The 15,160-nt window shown below is 65.0% G+C and carries 15 protein-coding genes; 9 read left to right on the top strand and 6 right to left on the bottom strand.

Annotation, left to right across the window (positions count from 1 at the left end):
* Positions 1-8: 8 nt before the first annotated feature.
* Genes tatC through lnt form a run of 3 tightly spaced genes read left to right on the top strand, consistent with a single transcriptional unit; the run spans position 9 to position 4,776 of the window.
* Positions 9-767: a twin-arginine translocase subunit TatC gene (gene tatC / locus ACZZZF_RS03225; RefSeq protein ID WP_056278720.1), complete on the top strand. Its 759-nt coding sequence runs from the start codon at positions 9-11 to the stop codon at positions 765-767.
* On the top strand, positions 764-3,241 hold the full coding sequence (locus ACZZZF_RS03220; RefSeq protein ID WP_463497030.1) for a DEAD/DEAH box helicase: 2,478 nt from the start codon (positions 764-766) through the stop codon (positions 3,239-3,241). The genes tatC and ACZZZF_RS03220 overlap by 4 nt, the downstream gene beginning before the upstream one ends.
* Before the next feature lie 11 nt (positions 3,242-3,252).
* Positions 3,253-4,776 (top strand): apolipoprotein N-acyltransferase, encoded by a 1,524-nt coding sequence (gene lnt, locus ACZZZF_RS03215; RefSeq protein ID WP_463497027.1) that lies wholly within the window; start codon positions 3,253-3,255, stop codon positions 4,774-4,776.
* On the opposite strand, the gene ACZZZF_RS03210 is transcribed toward lnt, so the two are convergent.
* The 4 genes from ACZZZF_RS03210 to ACZZZF_RS03195 all read right to left on the bottom strand — a co-directional run bounded on the left by ACZZZF_RS03210 (position 4,773) and on the right by ACZZZF_RS03195 (position 7,461).
* On the bottom strand, positions 4,773-5,156 hold the full coding sequence (locus ACZZZF_RS03210) for an RNA polymerase-binding protein RbpA (protein ID WP_053096068.1): 384 nt from the start codon (positions 5,154-5,156) through the stop codon (positions 4,773-4,775). The two genes, lnt and ACZZZF_RS03210, sit on opposite strands and share 4 nt — an antisense overlap.
* Before the next feature lie 125 nt (positions 5,157-5,281).
* A complete protein-coding gene (locus ACZZZF_RS03205) occupies positions 5,282-6,055 on the bottom strand; it encodes a glycerophosphodiester phosphodiesterase family protein (protein ID WP_463497025.1) in 774 nt (257 codons plus the stop codon).
* Positions 6,052-6,978, bottom strand: coding sequence for an SPFH domain-containing protein (locus ACZZZF_RS03200; protein WP_053096070.1), 927 nt, complete (start codon positions 6,976-6,978; stop codon positions 6,052-6,054). Before ACZZZF_RS03200 ends, ACZZZF_RS03205 begins: the two co-directional genes overlap by 4 nt.
* Positions 6,979-6,987: 9 nt before the next feature.
* Positions 6,988-7,461 (bottom strand): NfeD family protein, encoded by a 474-nt coding sequence (locus ACZZZF_RS03195; protein ID WP_053096071.1) that lies wholly within the window; start codon positions 7,459-7,461, stop codon positions 6,988-6,990.
* 120 nt (positions 7,462-7,581) lie between these two features.
* Here ACZZZF_RS03195 and ACZZZF_RS03190 point away from each other — a divergent pair, with 120 nt between their 5' ends.
* Positions 7,582-8,346 (top strand): SDR family oxidoreductase, encoded by a 765-nt coding sequence (locus tag ACZZZF_RS03190; RefSeq protein ID WP_056278725.1) that lies wholly within the window; start codon positions 7,582-7,584, stop codon positions 8,344-8,346.
* Positions 8,347-8,409: 63 nt separating this feature from the next.
* Here ACZZZF_RS03190 and ACZZZF_RS03185 read toward each other — a convergent pair whose 3' ends face one another.
* A complete protein-coding gene (locus ACZZZF_RS03185) occupies positions 8,410-9,009 on the bottom strand; it encodes an HdeD family acid-resistance protein (protein WP_053096073.1) in 600 nt (199 codons plus the stop codon).
* A gap of 179 nt (positions 9,010-9,188) precedes the next feature.
* On the opposite strand from ACZZZF_RS03185, the gene ACZZZF_RS03180 reads away from it, so the two are divergent.
* The 3 genes from ACZZZF_RS03180 to ACZZZF_RS03170 are packed head-to-tail and all read left to right on the top strand — an operon-like array spanning position 9,189 to position 12,380.
* Complete coding sequence (locus ACZZZF_RS03180; protein WP_232224559.1) at positions 9,189-9,587, top strand: helix-turn-helix transcriptional regulator; 399 nt, start codon at positions 9,189-9,191, stop codon at positions 9,585-9,587.
* Positions 9,588-9,592: 5 nt separating this feature from the next.
* Positions 9,593-10,003 carry a VOC family protein gene (locus ACZZZF_RS03175; protein WP_056279056.1) on the top strand — a complete coding sequence of 137 codons (411 nt, stop codon included), beginning with the start codon at positions 9,593-9,595 and terminating at the stop codon, positions 10,001-10,003.
* A gap of 25 nt (positions 10,004-10,028) precedes the next feature.
* Positions 10,029-12,380 carry an ATP-binding cassette domain-containing protein gene (locus ACZZZF_RS03170; RefSeq protein ID WP_056278728.1) on the top strand — a complete coding sequence of 784 codons (2,352 nt, stop codon included), beginning with the start codon at positions 10,029-10,031 and terminating at the stop codon, positions 12,378-12,380.
* Between the two features lie 66 nt (positions 12,381-12,446).
* Here ACZZZF_RS03170 and ACZZZF_RS03165 read toward each other — a convergent pair whose 3' ends face one another.
* A complete protein-coding gene (locus ACZZZF_RS03165) occupies positions 12,447-13,292 on the bottom strand; it encodes a class I SAM-dependent methyltransferase (RefSeq protein WP_463497023.1) in 846 nt (281 codons plus the stop codon).
* A 100-nt stretch (positions 13,293-13,392) separates the two neighbouring features.
* Between ACZZZF_RS03165 and ACZZZF_RS03160 the strand changes: the two genes are divergently transcribed.
* Together ACZZZF_RS03160 and ACZZZF_RS03155 are read left to right on the top strand one after the other, a co-directional pair.
* Positions 13,393-13,719 (top strand): hypothetical protein, encoded by a 327-nt coding sequence (locus ACZZZF_RS03160; RefSeq protein WP_053096077.1) that lies wholly within the window; start codon positions 13,393-13,395, stop codon positions 13,717-13,719.
* A 331-nt stretch (positions 13,720-14,050) separates the two neighbouring features.
* Positions 14,051-15,157, top strand: a complete 1,107-nt coding sequence (locus ACZZZF_RS03155) for a tyrosine-type recombinase/integrase (protein WP_056278731.1) — start codon at positions 14,051-14,053, stop codon at positions 15,155-15,157.
* Positions 15,158-15,160: the final 3 nt, after the last annotated feature.

Genomic DNA, 15,160 nt, shown 5'->3' with positions numbered 1-15,160 from the left:
ACAGGCGGATGTCTCTCGGCGCGCACCTGATCGAGCTCCGTAAGCGTCTGTTCATCGCGGCTGGTGCCCTGGTGGTCGGCATGATCATCGCCTTCTTCGTGACAGGGCCGATCATCGACCTGCTCTCGGTGCCGATCGCCACGATCGCGGAGCAGCAGGGGCGCGAGTACACCGGCCTGAATTTCACCACCGTGACGAGCGGGTTCGATCTGCGCATGCGGATCGCCTTCGCCATCGGACTCCTGATCTCCGCGCCGGTGTGGCTGTGGCAGGTCTGGGCCTTCGTCATGCCGGGGCTCACGAAGAAGGAGACCCAGTACACCTGGGGATTCCTCGGGGCGGCCATCCCGCTGTTCTTCGGCGGTTGCACGGTCGCGTTCTTCGTGCTTCCGCATGTGATCGAAGTCATGGCATCGTTCGTCCCCACCGGCATGGCGCAGTTCTTCGACTACTCCACCTACTACGACTTCGTCTTCAAGTTCCTGCTCGTGCTCGGCATCGCCTTCGTGCTGCCTGTCTTCCTGGTGGCACTCAATCTCGCCGGCATCATGTCGGGCCGCGACATCCTGAAGGGCTGGCGAGTCGCCATCCTGGTGTGCACGATCTTCGCCGCCGTCACGACTCCGCCTGCTGATGTGTTCTCGATGCTGCTGCTGATGGGATCGATGATCGTGCTGTACTTCGCGGCGACCTTCATCTCGATGCTCTTCGACCGACGCAAGCGCAAGCGCGACGCCGCTGCAGGCATCGAACCCGTGGCCGTATGAGCTCGCCGGCCGAACGATACGCCGCGGCTCGACAGGCGGCAGGGCACCCGGCGACCGTCGCCTTCGCCGCGAACCAGAAGTTCGAGCTCGACCCCTTCCAGGTCGAAGGATGCCACGCACTCGAAGACGGCCAGAGCGTGCTCGTCGCCGCGCCGACCGGTGCAGGCAAGACGATCGTCGGCGAGTTCGCGATCCATCTCGCGATGCAGACTCCACGGGACAAGGCCTTCTACACGACGCCGATGAAGGCGCTCTCGAATCAGAAGTTCCGCGAGCTGGTCGATGTGTACGGCCCGGACGACGTCGGTCTGCTCACCGGCGACACGAACATCAACGGCAACGCCCGGATCGTCGTGATGACGACCGAGGTGCTGCGCAACATGATCTACGCCGACTCGGCCGCGCTCCGGGACCTCCGCTACGTCATCATGGACGAGGTCCACTACCTCGCGGATCGTTTCCGCGGGGCAGTGTGGGAGGAGGTGATCATCCACCTGCCGCAGCACGTACGGCTGGTCTCCTTGAGCGCCACCGTCTCGAACGCCGAGGAGTTCGGAGACTGGCTCGACACTGTGCGCGGGGACACCGAGGTGATCGTCTCGGAGATCCGTCCGGTTCCGCTCGAGCAGCACGTGCTCGTCCGCGATGATCTGCTGCCGCTCTTCGACGATCGGGCGGGGATCGCGACCGCACAGGTCAATCAGGAGCTGATGCGGATCCGCTCCTTCACCGGCTCCAACTACGACAACAATCGTTCGGCGCAGGAGTATCGGAGCAATCGCCATGCCGGCCGACAGGCGCAGCGCCCGCCACGAGGCGGACGTCGCCCCGTCCGTTCCGCGAATGTGCGTCGGATCGAGCGCATGGATCGCCCGGACGTGGTGCGGCTGCTCGAGCAGGCCAATCTCCTGCCTGCCATCTTCTTCATCTTCAGCAGAGTCGGGTGCGACGCGGCGGTGCAGCAGGTCCGGAGATCGGGCGTGCGGCTGACGTCGACCGAGGAGCGCGCGGAGATTCGAGCGATCGTCGAGGACCGGACCCGTTCGCTGCAGGATGAGGACCTCGGTGTGCTGGGCTACTGGGAGTGGCTCGAGAACCTCGAGCGCGGTGTGGCTGCGCACCATGCGGGTCTGCTGCCGGCCTTCAAGGAGGTTGTCGAGGACCTCTTCAAGCGCAAGCTCGTGAAGGTCGTCTTCGCCACCGAGACCCTGGCTCTGGGCATCAACATGCCCGCGAGAACCGTCGTTCTCGAGAAGATGGAGAAGTTCAACGGCGAGGCCCGAGTCGCGATCACATCGGGGGAGTATACGCAGCTCACCGGTCGCGCGGGACGACGCGGCATCGACGTCGAAGGTCACGCGGTGGTGCAGTGGACCGAGGGCATGGATCCGCAGGCGGTCGCGGCCCTCGCGTCTCGCCGCACCTATCCGCTGAACTCCAGCTTCCGGCCGACGTACAACATGGCCGTCAACCTGATCGATCTGTTCGGCAAGCCCCGGGCCCGCGAAGTGCTCGAGTCGTCTTTCGCGCAGTTCCAGGCCGACCGCGCAGTCGTCGGACTGGCGAGACAGGTCCGCGAAGCGGAGGAGTCGCTGGACGGGTACAAGGCGGCGATGGTCTGCGATCACGGCGACTTCCTCGATTACGCCTCCATCCGCCGCGAGCTGAGCGATCTCGAGAAGAAGAACCGCCAGGACTCGAACGCGCCGCGCACATCGCGCGACAAGCGCATGAAGCAGATCCACAGCCTCCGCACGCGCATGCAGCGTCACGGATGCCATCGATGCCCTGATCGCGAAGCCCATGCGCGCTGGGCCGAGCGGTACTGGAAGCTCAAGCGTCAGAACGATCGCATCCGCCGACAGATCGAGACGAGGACCGGCACGGTGGCGCGCGTCTTCGATCGCGTCGTCGAGGTGCTCGAGACCCTGGACTATCTCCACCGAGACGACGAGGGGGAGACAACGCTCACCGAGGCCGGGCGGACGATGCGCCGGATCTACGGCGAACGCGATCTGCTGGTGGCCGAATCTCTCAGACAGGGGCTGTGGAACGGTCTCGACGCGCCGTCCCTCGCTGCGATCGCGTGCTGCCTCGTCTACGAGCCTCGTCGCGACGAGGCGAATGCGGGGGAGCGGGACCTGCCCCGAGGTGCCTTCCGCGCAGCGTACGAGAAGACGACGACCCTGTGGGCCGAGCTGGACGACCTCGAGAAGGACCACCATCTGCCGGGATCCGAGCCTCTGTCGGCGGGCCTCGCCGGTGCGATGCACTCGTGGGCGCGAGGAGGGATGCTCGACCGCGTCCTCGTGGACGCAGACATGGCGGCCGGCGACTTCGTGCGATGGGCCAAACAGACGATCGATCTGCTCGATCAGCTCTCGATCGTCGCGGAAGACGGTGCGCTGGCCCGCAACGCCCGCGTGGCTCTGGACGGCGTCCGTCGCGGCATCGTCGCCTATTCCTCGATGTGAGAATAGGAAGGATGCCCGAACCCCGCGTGCCGCAGCGCCCCCTCCTGCCGCTCTCGCTCGCCCTCCCCGCTGCGGCGATGGCCGCGCTCCTGATGAATCTGTCCTATCCGTCCACTGCGGTGTGGGTGCTGGCTTTCCCGGCCACCGCGCTGCTGCTCGTGGCGCTGATCGGCCGACGGGCCGGCGGAGCTCTGGCGGTCGGACTCGTCTACGGTGTGCTCTTCTTCGGACTGCTCGTGTCGTTCACGTCTCGCTACCTGGGCCCGCTGCCCTGGGCGGCGCTGAGTGTCCTGGAAGGCGTGCTCACGGCGGTGGCCGTGATCCTGATCACCCTCGCCTATCGCTGGATGCCCCGAGCCTTCCCGAGCGTCTGGGCGCGGCTCCTGCTCCTTCCGGCGGTGGTGGCGGCGCTCTGGGTCGGGCGCGAGGTGTTCGTCGGCTCCTGGCCCTATGGAGGGTTCCCCTGGGCTCGTCTGGGCATGAGCCAGGCCGAGAGCCCGCTGGCTCACGTCGCGTCCTGGACCGGCGTGAGCGGTCTCAGCTTCCTGATGGTGTTCTTCGTCGCCCTCGTGATCCAGGTGGTGCGCGAACGACTCTGGCGCCGGCCGGCTGCGCTGATCGCACCGGTTGTCGTGACCGTGGTTCTGCTGCTCACACCGCTCTTCCCCACGACCACCAGCGGATCGCTGCGCATCGCGGCAGTGCAGGGGAACGGGCCGAGCGGGTATTTCGACGAGCGCGAGCCTTACTCGCTCATCGACGCGCAGACCGACGCGACCGAACCGCTCTACGGCGAGGACGTCGACCTGCTGGTCTGGCCCGAGGGGTCGCTCGACTTCGATCCGTTCCAATCGGACTCTCTGGCGAGAAGAATGAGCGCGATCGCCTCGCGTGTCGGCGCACCGCTGCTGGCGAATGCCGCCACGGAACGAGACGGTCTCTTCTACAACACGTCGATGCTCTGGACGCAAGAGGGCGCTGACGGGCAGGTCCATGACAAGCGGCATCCGGTCCCCTTCGGGGAGTACGTCCCCGACCGCGCCTTCTTCAACGCACTCGCACCCGATCTGATCGGTCTGATCCAGCGCGAGTACACCCCGGGCTCGAATCCGCCGGTCATCGACGTCGACGGTGTGAAGGTCGGGCTGGCGATCTGCTTCGATGTGATCTACGACGACGTGATCAGCGAGGGCATGGCAGACGGTGCCGAAGTGCTCGTCTTCCAGACGAACAACGCGGACTTCCGTGGGACGAATGAGAATCTGCAGCAACTCGCCGTCGCGCGGATGCGTGCGATCGAGACCGGCCGCAGCGTCGTGAACATCTCGACGGTCGGCACCAGCCAGGTGATCCGCGCGGATGGCACGACGGTCTCGAGCCTGGATGCAGGAAAGGCCGGAGCGTTGCTCGAAGATGTCGAGCTGCGCTCCGGCCTGACTGCTGGAGTCGTCCTGGGACCCTGGATCCAGGGTCTTCTGGTCTGGGGCGGACTGGGCGCGCTGGCCTTCGGGTGGTTGCGCGCCCGCAGGCGCTAGGCGCCGATCTTCTCGCGGGTCGGGTCTTCACCTGCGCCGCGGCGGGCACGGATGAAGGCGAGTCGCTCCTCGAGGAGCTCCTCGAGCTCTGCGCGGGTACGACGCTCGAGAAGCATGTCCCAGTGTGTGCGGGCGGCCTTCTCGTCCGTGGCATCGAGCGTGACGGCCTGGCCGTCGACGTTCAGGCGCGCGTCCGCTCCGCAGGAACGGCACTCCCACGTCTGGGGCGGCTCTGCGTCCGCCGAGAACATCAGGTTCGTGACATGGCCGCAGGTGTCACAGATGTAGGTGGTTTCACGGCGCTCCATGAAAACGACGCCCTCTTCGCTCTGTAGGCTCTGGGCGCCGAGTCGGATGCCGCGTAGGCTGCGATCTGCCATTGTGTGGTCCTCTCGTCGCTGTCAGGTATAACGCTCCAGCCTGTGCGCTTCATCCATACGAGCGCGTTCTCGGCGCTATTCACAGCGGAATCCCAGCGCCACAGCGTAATGGCGGCGTGGCGGACTCAACGGCCGATCGTAGCCAGCGCGAGATCGGCGCGGTCGGTGACGATGCCGTCGACGCCGAGCCGGACGAGTCGTCGCATGGAGTCCGCGTCGTTCACCGTCCACACGTGAACCTCGACGCCGCGCCGGTGCGCCGCTCGGAGGAGCGCAGGCGTCAGCACCTTCACGCCGCGATGCCGCTCAGGAATCTGCAGCACGTCGATGTCGAGCAGAGCGCGGCCGGGGGACAGGCGCAGAGTGGAGAGAGCGCGGACCGCGGCGATGGTGCGGCTGCCGCCCGACGTCGCCGGTCGGAGCGGGGCCCCCGCGCGCAGGACCGCTGCGATCGTCTCACGTCGGTTCGCATCGGAGAAGCTGGTCACGAGAACTCGATGCGTGTCGTCCGCCAGGAGGGGGCCGAGGGGTGCTGCCGCGTCGACGGTCTTGACGTCGATGTTGAAGCGCGTGGTCGGGAAAGCGGAGAGTGCGTCAGCGACCGTGAGCAGCCCGCCGTGGTCGGAGAAGATCGCGGCGAGTTCGCGGGTGCGCACCTCACCGACGCGACGGGGATCGTCAGCCAGTCTGTGCAGCGTCGCGTCGTGGAAGAGCACGACGTCACCGTCGGCCGTCACCCGGCAGTCGGTCTCGATGTACTCTGCTCCGGCGGCATGAGCGGCGGCGACGGCGGCGGCCGAGTTCTCCCAGACACCGGAGTCCCCGCCCGCCGCGGTGATCAGACCGCGGTGAGCGAGGACTCGGGGGTGACGCGCCTTGACGAAATACGGGTGCGTCACGCGCCCGGCAGGTTCGTCGGGGGCTGTCCCGGTCGCGGGGTGAACGCGGTGCCGATGCCCTTGAGCGCCTCGGTCAGCTCGCTCGGGATGATCCAGAGCTTGTTCGACTGGCCTTCGCTGATCTTCGGAAGCATCTGCAGGTACTGGTATGCGAGCAGCTTGTCGTCAGGCTCACCCTGGTGGATGGCGGTGAAGACGTTCTGGATCGCTTCGGCCTCACCCTGGGCGCGCAGCACGGCGGCCTGCTTGTCGCCCTCCGCGCGGAGGATCTCCGCCTGTCGCGCACCTTCGGCCTCGAGGATCGCCGACTGCTTGGTTCCCTCAGCCGTGAGGATCGCCGCTCGACGGTCCCGCTCGGCGCGCATCTGCTTCTCCATCGAGTCCTGGATGGAGATGGGCGGGTCGATGGCCTTCAGCTCGACGCGGCCGACGCGGATTCCCCACTTGCCCGTCGCCTCGTCGAGCACGACGCGAAGCTGTCCGTTGATGTTGTCGCGACTGGTCAGGGCCTCTTCGAGGTTGAGTCCACCGACCACATTTCGCAGTGTCGTCGTCGTCAGCTGCTCGACGGCGCCCAGGTAGTTGGCGATCTCGTATGTCGCAGCGCGAGCATCGGTCACCTGGAAGTAGACGACGGTGTCGATCGAGACCACCAGGTTGTCCTCGGTGATCACGGGCTGCGGTGGGAAGGACACCACCTGCTCGCGCATGTCGATGAGGGGACGCAGCCGGTCGATGAACGGCACCAGGATGTTCAGACCCGGCGTCAGTGTCTTGTGATATCGGCCCAGGCGCTCGACCACGCCGGCCGTGGCCTGGGGGATGATGCGGATGGAGCGAGCCAGCGTGACCACCACGAAGATGATGATCGCGATGACGAGGATCCACCCGATCGCTGCGGGGATGAACGATGCATCGTCCAAGAGACTCTCCTAGTCGTTGACGGGACGGACGGTCGCGGTCGCGCCGTTGATCGTCATGACGGCGATCGGTGATCCTTGCGGGATCGGCACGGCTCCGGCGGTGCGGGCGGTCCAGGTGTCGCCGTTGCTCAGCTTCACCTGGCCGGAGATCTGGGTGATGTCCTGCAGCGCGATGCCTCGGAGATCGAGAAGCGCGTCGACGTTGGACTTGGTCGGGTCCTCGCCTCGATGCAGGCGTTTGATCAGCGGCGGACGCAGGAACAGGATGAAGAGCGCGGCCGCCGCGGCGGCGATCAGCACCTGTACCCAGACCGGGATGCCGAGGAAGTCCGTGACGAGCCCGACGACGCTGCCGAAGCTCAGCATCAGGAAGGTGAAGTCGAGAGTCAGCATCTCGATCACGAGGAAGATGGCGATCAGGATCAGCCAACCGATCCATGCCCATTGGTCGATGAACTGAACGAATGTCGCGAAGTTGTCCATGCGGCCTCCTTTGCGGTCAACCTATCACGCAGGTCGAGCCCGGTCCCGGCTGGACGGGGCCGGCTTGATAGTCTGAAAGCGCCGTGTCATCACGGCGAATCACGCATCAGAGGAGTCACTGTGACCGACGTTCTTCCCGCAGGTTCTCTCGAGGGCAAGGTCGCCCTCGTCACCGGCTCGTCTCGAGGCATCGGGGCGGACACCGTGCGCTACCTCGCCGAGGCCGGCGCCGACGTGGTGATCAACTTCCGCAACAAGGCCCCACGTGCAGAGAAGCTCGCCGGGCAGCTGCGCGAGCTGGGCCGCCGCGTGCTGGTCGTCGGTGCCGACCTGACCGACCCCGCGTCCGTCGGCGAGATGTTCGATGCGGTGAAGGCCGAGTTCGGACGCCTCGACGTCCTCGTCCTCAATGCCTCCGGCGGCATGGAATCGGGAATGGCCGAGGACTACGCCCTGACCCTCAACCGCGACGCGCAGCTGAACGTCCTCGATGCGGCTGTTCCGCTGCTCGGCGACGGCGCGCGGGTCGTCTTCGTCACGAGCCACCAGGCGCACTTCATCCGCACCACCCCGACCATGCCGGAGTACGAGCCCGTCGCCCTGTCGAAGCGCGCCGGGGAAGACGCGCTCCGCGAGCGGATCCCCGGGCTCGCGGAGAAGGGCATCGGCTTCACCGTGGTGTCCGGAGACATGATCGAAGGCACGATCACCGCGACTCTGCTCGAGCGCGCCAACCCTGGAGCGATCGCGGAGCGGCGCGAATCCGCCGGCAAGCTCTACAACGTGTCGGAGTTCGCCGCGGAGGTCGCTCGCGCGGCAATCGACGCTGTCCCCGCCGACAACACGCGTCTCGTCGGCGATGTGAGCGCATTCGCCGCGGAGTGAGCGGCTGATACCACCGAAAGAGCCCCGTCCGCGTGGACGGGGCTCTTCGCGTTACGGGGAGGATCAGAGCGCGGAGTCGGCCTTCGCCGATGCCACGAACTCCTTCGCGTCCTTGCCCAGTGTGATCGCGCGCACGATCTGCACGATCCCGAGGACGACGAGCGAGATGCCGAGCACCAGCCAGAGCACGGCTGCCGCGTACAGGGGCGAGAAGAGGACGACGATACCGGCGATGATGCTCAGCAGAGCGTAGAGCAGCGTCCAGACTCGCGAGCCGTCCTTTCCGAGAAGCGACAACGCCACCACTCCGTCGACGATCCAGCTGATGCCGATGAAGATGACGACGACGAGCGCCAGAGTGGCAGCGGCCACGCCGAGGTTCGCGAACGCGATGACGCCGGCCACGATGTACACGAGGCCCAGCACGATGTGGCCGACTCGAGCCCACCCGCCCTTCACGCGGGAGAAGATGCCGAGCCCGATGTAGACGAGGCCCGCGATCACGAGGTAGGTGGCGAAGATGCCCGTCACGATGACGGCGGACTTGGCGGGCCAGACGAGCAGGACGATGCCCGCGATCAGTGCGATGACACCGGAGACGGCCAGGACGACTCGAATGGACTTGAACAGCGATTTCGCTTCGGAAGCGAGGGAATCAGTCATGGTGGGGACCCTTTCTGAGAAAATCCTGTGAGGGATGCTGACAGAGTAGCGCTGTCCGGTGACGGATGGGGGAACCCGATATCGATATGTCGCCGACGTTCACACTCCGTCACGCGCGGTCATGGCAAAATCAGGGGGTGACCTCGGACGATGACGCGCGGCTCCGCGAGCTCGTCGTGATGCGCAAGGTGCGGGATCGGATCGACCGCGAGTACGCCACGCCTCTCGATGTGGAGGCGCTCGCCCGCGGAGCACACATGTCGGCCGGCCATCTCAGCAGGCGCTTCAAGGAGACCTACGGCGAGTCGCCTTACTCCTATCTGATGACGCGGCGGATCGAGCGCGCCATGGCTCTGCTGCGCCGCGGCGACCTCAGCGTCACCGAGGTGTGCTTCGAAGTCGGATGCTCATCGCTGGGCACGTTCAGCACTCGATTCACGGAACTGGTCGGTGTCCCACCCCGCGTGTATCGTGAGCGCGCCGCCGACGTCGACGGCATTCCGACGTTCCAGGCGAAGCACGTCATCCGACCGATCAGGAATCAAGAAGCGCCGCGCACGGGCGCGCACCTAACGTGAGTCTCATGAACATCAGCATCCACTACGCATTCCTTCCGCACACCGATGCCGAGGCGGCTCTCGGCTTCTACCGTGACGCCCTCGGCTTCGAGGTGCGCAACGACGTCGGCTACGACGGCCTGCGGTGGCTCACGGTCGGTCCCGCGGGGCAGCCGGAGACGTCGATCGTGCTGCACCCGCCGGCAACCGATCCCGGGATCACGGACGCCGAGCGCCAGACGATCCTCGAACTCATCGCGAAGGGCAGCTACGGCGCGCTGACTCTCGCGAGCGACGATCTCGACGCGGTGTTCGAGCGACTTGTCGACAACGGCGCCGATGTGGTGCAGGAGCCCATGGATCAGCCCTACGGCGTGCGCGACTGCGCCTTCCGAGACCCCGCAGGCAACCTGCTCCGAATCAACCAGGCCGGCTGACCCCGGTCGCTACTCGAGGATCACCATGACGACGCACCCCGCTGACGGCCACGACATCATCCGCGTACAGGGTGCGCGCGAGAACAACCTCAAAGAGGTGAGCGTCGACATTCCCAAGCGTCGCCTCACCGTCTTCACCGGAGTCTCCGGATCCGGCAAGAGCTCGCTGGTCTTCGACACGATCGCCGCCGAGTCACGGCGCATGATCGACGAGACGTACAGCGCGTTCGTCCAGGGCTTCATGCCGTCGGTCCCGCGTCCGGACGTCGACGTGCTCGAGGGACTCACGACCTCGATCATCGTCGATCAGGAGCGTCTCGGCGCGAATCCGCGATCGACCGTCGGAACGGTCACCGACGCGAACGCCATGCTGCGCATCCTCTTCAGCAAGCTCGGTGACCCCTACATCGGAGGCCCGACGGCGTTCTCGTTCAATATCCCGACTCAGAAGGCCAGCGGAGTGATGACGGGGCCGGGCGGCGAGAAGAAGATCGTCAAGGACGCCATCTACCTCGGCGGCATGTGCCCTCGATGCGAGGGCAGGGGAGCGGTGTCGGATCTCGACCTCGCGCAGATCGTCGACGAGTCGAAGTCTCTCGACGAGGGAGCGATCATGGTTCCCGGCTACACGGCGGACGGCTGGATGGTGAAGGGCTTCTCCGCATCGGGCTTCTATCCCGCCGACAAGCCGGTCTCGGAGTTCACCGAGAAGCAGCGACAGCTCTTCCTCTACGGCGAGGTCACCAAGGTCAAGATCTCGGGCATCAACATGACGTACGAGGGGTTGATCCCCAAGATCACGAAGTCGATGCTCTCGAAGGACCTCGACGCGCTGCAGCCGCACATCCGCGCCTTCGTCGAACGTGTGGCGACGTTCGCGACATGCCCGGAGTGCGATGGCACCCGCCTCACCGAAGGAGCGAGGTCCTCCAAGATCGACGGCATCAGCATCGCCGATGCCTGCCGCATGCAGGTGACCGATCTCGCCGAGTGGGTGAGAGGCCTGGAGCTCCCGGGGGCGGCGCCCCTGCTCGAGGCGCTGAGCGCGAACCTCGACGCGTTCGTCACGCTCGGCCTGGGATACCTGAGCCTCGAGCGTCCATCGGGGACGCTGTCCGGGGGAGAGGCGCAGCGCATCAAGATGCTGCGTCACCTCGGCTCGTCTCTCACCGATGTGACATACGTGTTCGACGAGCCGACCATCGGCCTCCACCCGCATGACATCCAGCGGATGAACACCCTGCTGCTGCGCCTGCGCGACAAGGGCAACACCGTGCTGGTGGTGGAGCACAAGCCGGAGACCATCGCGATCGGAGACCACGTGGTGGACCTCGGTCCCGGCGCAGGAAGCGCCGGCGGTGAGATCTGCTTCGAGGGGACCATCGAGGGACTGAAGGCCAGCGGAACCCGCACCGGCGCCCACCTCGACGATCGAGCCGCGCTGAAGGATTCGGTGCGCAGTGCCACCGGCGCGATCGAGATCCGAGGCGCCTCGGCCAACAACCTGCAGAACGTCGATGTCGACATCCCCACCGGGATCCTCACTGTGGTGACCGGGGTCGCGGGTTCCGGCAAGAGCTCCCTGATCCACGGGTCCGTGTCGAAGCGCGAGGGGGTCGTGGCGATCGACCAGGGCGCGATCAAGGGATCACGGCGCAGCAATCCCGCCACCTACACGGGCATGCTCGAACCTATCCGCAAGGCTTTCGCCAAAGCCAACGGCGTCAAGCCGGCCCTGTTCAGCGCGAACTCCGAGGGTGCCTGCCCGACCTGCAAGGGCGCCGGTGTCATCATCACCGAACTCGGGTTCATGGACACGATAGAGACACCCTGCGAGGACTGCGGCGGCAAGCGCTTCCAGGCTGCCGTCCTCGAGTACAAGCTGGCGGGCAAGGACATCACCGAGGTGTTGGATCTCCCGGTCGCCGAGGCACGGGTGTTCTTCTCCGAGGGGGAGGCGAAGCTGCCGGCGGCAGCGACGATCCTCGGACGCCTCGAAGATGTGGGCCTCGGTTACCTGTCGCTGGGACAGCCGCTGTCCACTCTGTCCGGAGGCGAACGCCAGCGCATCAAGCTGGCCATCCAGATGGGGGAGAAGGGCGACACGTACGTGCTCGACGAGCCGACCACAGGGCTCCACCTCGCTGACGTCCAGAACATCCTCGGACTGCTCGATCGACTCGTCGAATCCGGAAAGACCGTGATCGTGATCGAGCATCACCAGGCTGTGATGGCGCACGCCGACTGGATCATCGACGTCGGTCCCGGCGCGGGCCACGATGGCGGCCGCATCGTCTTCGAGGGAAGCCCCGCAGAACTCGTGGCTGCGCGATCGACGGTCACGGGCGAGCATCTGGCAGAGTACGTCGGCGCGTAGAGCGGGCGGCTGGCGCCATGTCACGAGCCGTGTCGCCAGATGAGTACGAACCTTCGCGACGAGCGATCAGTCCTTGCGTGCGACCACGGTGTACGTGCAGGGGAGAAGGTTCCGTTCCGTTTCAGGCCAGGCATACCCGCCGGGGACCTCGACCATCCGAGGACTGAACCGCCAGGGGAGTGTTCGCCCCTCGTCGAAGTGCAGAAGACGAAGGCCCGCTTTCAACAGCGACCCCAGGATCTCCGAGAGCGGGTGCGGCCATTCGTACGTGCGCGGGTGCGCGACCTTGCCGTCCCCGGCGTAGGTCGATTCGTCGTCCCATCGCTGCGCCCGGCCGTCACCGAAATACGGGTAGCGGGTCACGAGCGTCGGCGCATCTTCGTCGAGCGCGTACAGAGCAGGATGTCCGTCGCGGATGAAGAACGTGCCTCCCGGACGCAGCAGGCCGACGATTTGCGCAGCCCAGCGGTCGAGGTCGTCCAACCAGGTGATCGTGCCGATGCTCGTGTAGACGACATCGAAGTCACCCGTCACGGCTGCGCGTGCGTTGAGGACGTCCGTCTCGATCCATGTCGCCGAAACCCCCGTGCGCTCGGCCAGCGCTTCGGCCGCAGCAAGGGCCGGCGCCGAGAAGTCGACGCCGGTGACGGTCGCTCCCGCACGGGCCAGCGAGACGGAGTCGGTACCGATATGGCATTGCAGATGGCACAGGTCGAGTCCCGTGATTCTGCCGTCGGGCACGAATCGGCGAAGCACGGGGAGATCGGCACTGACGACGTCGCTGAGATGCGAAGGATCGTCGAACGCGTCGAGACCGTAGGCGACCTCATGCAGCGGGACGCGATCGTTCCAGTTGTCCTGATTGGCGTCGCGGGCGACCGTCCAATCGATGTCGATGTTGCTACCGTTCACGCCTAGAGCCTAGCGATGCGCTCGCATCGTTCTCGTAGCAAATAACGAGTCGCGGATCAAGGGAGATCTTGTCGACGGCGTCATCCTCTAGAAAAGCAGCATGCAGAAGATCATCTACGCCGGAGATGAGTACCTCACTGGAGATGCGATCGCCGATGCGCTGCTGGCTTACAGCCGAGCACTGGGAGACGATGAGCGTGCGGAGATCGTCGAGATCCCGGTGCGGGAGAACGACGGCGGCACAGCCGTCGCGAAGTTCCTCATCGGTCCAGCGAGCCAGATCGTGTCCAAGGAGGCCGCTGGCGAGGGTCCGGAGATCGAGGATCCCGAACTCGTCGAGCGACTGCGACAGCGCACCCGTTCTATCGAGTCTCCGACGAGTCAGCCGCTGGAGATCGAGTATCCACCCGGATACGACCTCGAATGACACCGGCCGTCCCGCGGCGTTCTGGACGACGCGCAGCGGGAGCCATCGAAATGGGTAATAGCCGATAATGCACATTATGTCAGTTCGACTGAGCTTTATTTCAACAGATGAAATCCGCCGCGGTTCCCTTCGCGCGTGCGTGGCGGCTCGATCAAATCTAGCAAGAAGCGCCGTCTGATCTGGGAAGAAGCCATCGGCTTACTCGTCATCAAGGGCGTGGCGGGTCCGTGGCCACCAAGCAGAAGCACGCGCGTCGATGGGTGCCAGAACTAGTGGTTGCGCGGATCCTTCGTTAAGTGCATGATTCAATCATCAAATGAAAGGATAGGTCATGGGTCTCGACGAGCAAGGACGATTCGTGCAGCAATCCGGATTCGTGCTGCTTCACCCGGAAGAGACTGTGTTTTCCGAGATGTTGCAAGGCTTTCGGCGCCAGCAGCTGACGCGAAATCTTGCTTTCTCCACTGTCGAGAATCGGGAGGGACTGATCCGCCGCTTCGCTACCGAGATGAATGAGTACCCCTGGGCCTGGAGTGTGGACATGGTCGATGAGTTCTTCGCTGACCGTCGCGCGGTCCACGGCAACCAACGTTCCACGATCCGCAGTTACCAGAACGCGCTGTCGGGTTTCACCGACTACATCTGCTCGGAGTCATACGGCTGGATAGACCGCTGTATGGAACTCTTCGACACGCATCCCGCGCCGGTCTTCCACTACTGGAATACCGCTCGACACATCCAAGAAGCGGAGCACGGAGGACGACGTCGACCGTTTCGTCACACCGAGCTTCAAGCCTTTTTCGACCGTGCCGATGATGAGGTCGAACGCATAGCACGGACAGATCGAAAAGGCTGGGCGGCAGCGTTTCGCGACGCGACACTCTTCAAGATCGCATACTGCTTCGGGCTTCGCAGGAACGAAGTCCGTCATCTTGAGACCTTCGACTTCAGTCGCAATCGAAAAGCGCCCGAGTTCGGTAAGTACGGTCACCTCAACGTCCGGTACGGAAAGGCGATGCGAGGATCGGATTACAAACAGCGCAACGTCCTCGCCCTCTTCCCGTGGGGCAGCGAGATACTCGAGGAGTGGCTCGAGAGAGGGCATCCCCACTTGGCAACTCAAGGCGGCACCGAGCTATTTACAACTGAACGTGGAACGTTCGTGTCCGAAACTGCCCTAGGCGCCAGGTTCCGTCAGTATCGGGACGATATAGGGCTAGGACGCGAGGTCGTCATGCACTCACTGCGACACTCGTACATCACACACCTCATCGAAGCAGGCGCACCAGCGTACTTTGTACAGAGGCAGGTTGGTCATGAGTACGCGTCGACCACCGCGCTGTACACGGGTGTTTCCGACGAATACCTCACCTCGACTGTTCGAGACATGCTCGGTGGAACTATCGGAGACGCTCTCAGAAACGGATCCAAGGAATGATGA

Source organism: Microbacterium sp. AC215, from assembly GCF_979258645.1.
The sequence above is the reverse complement of the archived record's forward strand: the minus strand, read 5'-3'. Positions and strand labels throughout refer to the sequence as shown.

Coding starts and splice junctions, on each gene's coding strand:
- tatC (WP_056278720.1), top strand. CDS start 9: ATGTCTCTCGGCGCGCACCTGATCGAGCTCCGTAAGCGTCTGTTCATC.
- ACZZZF_RS03220 (WP_463497030.1), top strand. CDS start 764: ATGAGCTCGCCGGCCGAACGATACGCCGCGGCTCGACAGGCGGCAGGG.
- lnt (WP_463497027.1), top strand. CDS start 3,253: ATGCCCGAACCCCGCGTGCCGCAGCGCCCCCTCCTGCCGCTCTCGCTC.
- ACZZZF_RS03210 (WP_053096068.1), bottom strand. CDS start 5,156: ATGGCAGATCGCAGCCTACGCGGCATCCGACTCGGCGCCCAGAGCCTA.
- ACZZZF_RS03195 (WP_053096071.1), bottom strand. CDS start 7,461: ATGGACAACTTCGCGACATTCGTTCAGTTCATCGACCAATGGGCATGG.
- ACZZZF_RS03185 (WP_053096073.1), bottom strand. CDS start 9,009: ATGACTGATTCCCTCGCTTCCGAAGCGAAATCGCTGTTCAAGTCCATT.
- ACZZZF_RS03180 (WP_232224559.1), top strand. CDS start 9,189: ATGCGCAAGGTGCGGGATCGGATCGACCGCGAGTACGCCACGCCTCTC.
- ACZZZF_RS03175 (WP_056279056.1), top strand. CDS start 9,593: ATGAACATCAGCATCCACTACGCATTCCTTCCGCACACCGATGCCGAG.
- ACZZZF_RS03170 (WP_056278728.1), top strand. CDS start 10,029: ATGACGACGCACCCCGCTGACGGCCACGACATCATCCGCGTACAGGGT.
- ACZZZF_RS03160 (WP_053096077.1), top strand. CDS start 13,393: ATGCAGAAGATCATCTACGCCGGAGATGAGTACCTCACTGGAGATGCG.
- ACZZZF_RS03155 (WP_056278731.1), top strand. CDS start 14,051: ATGGGTCTCGACGAGCAAGGACGATTCGTGCAGCAATCCGGATTCGTG.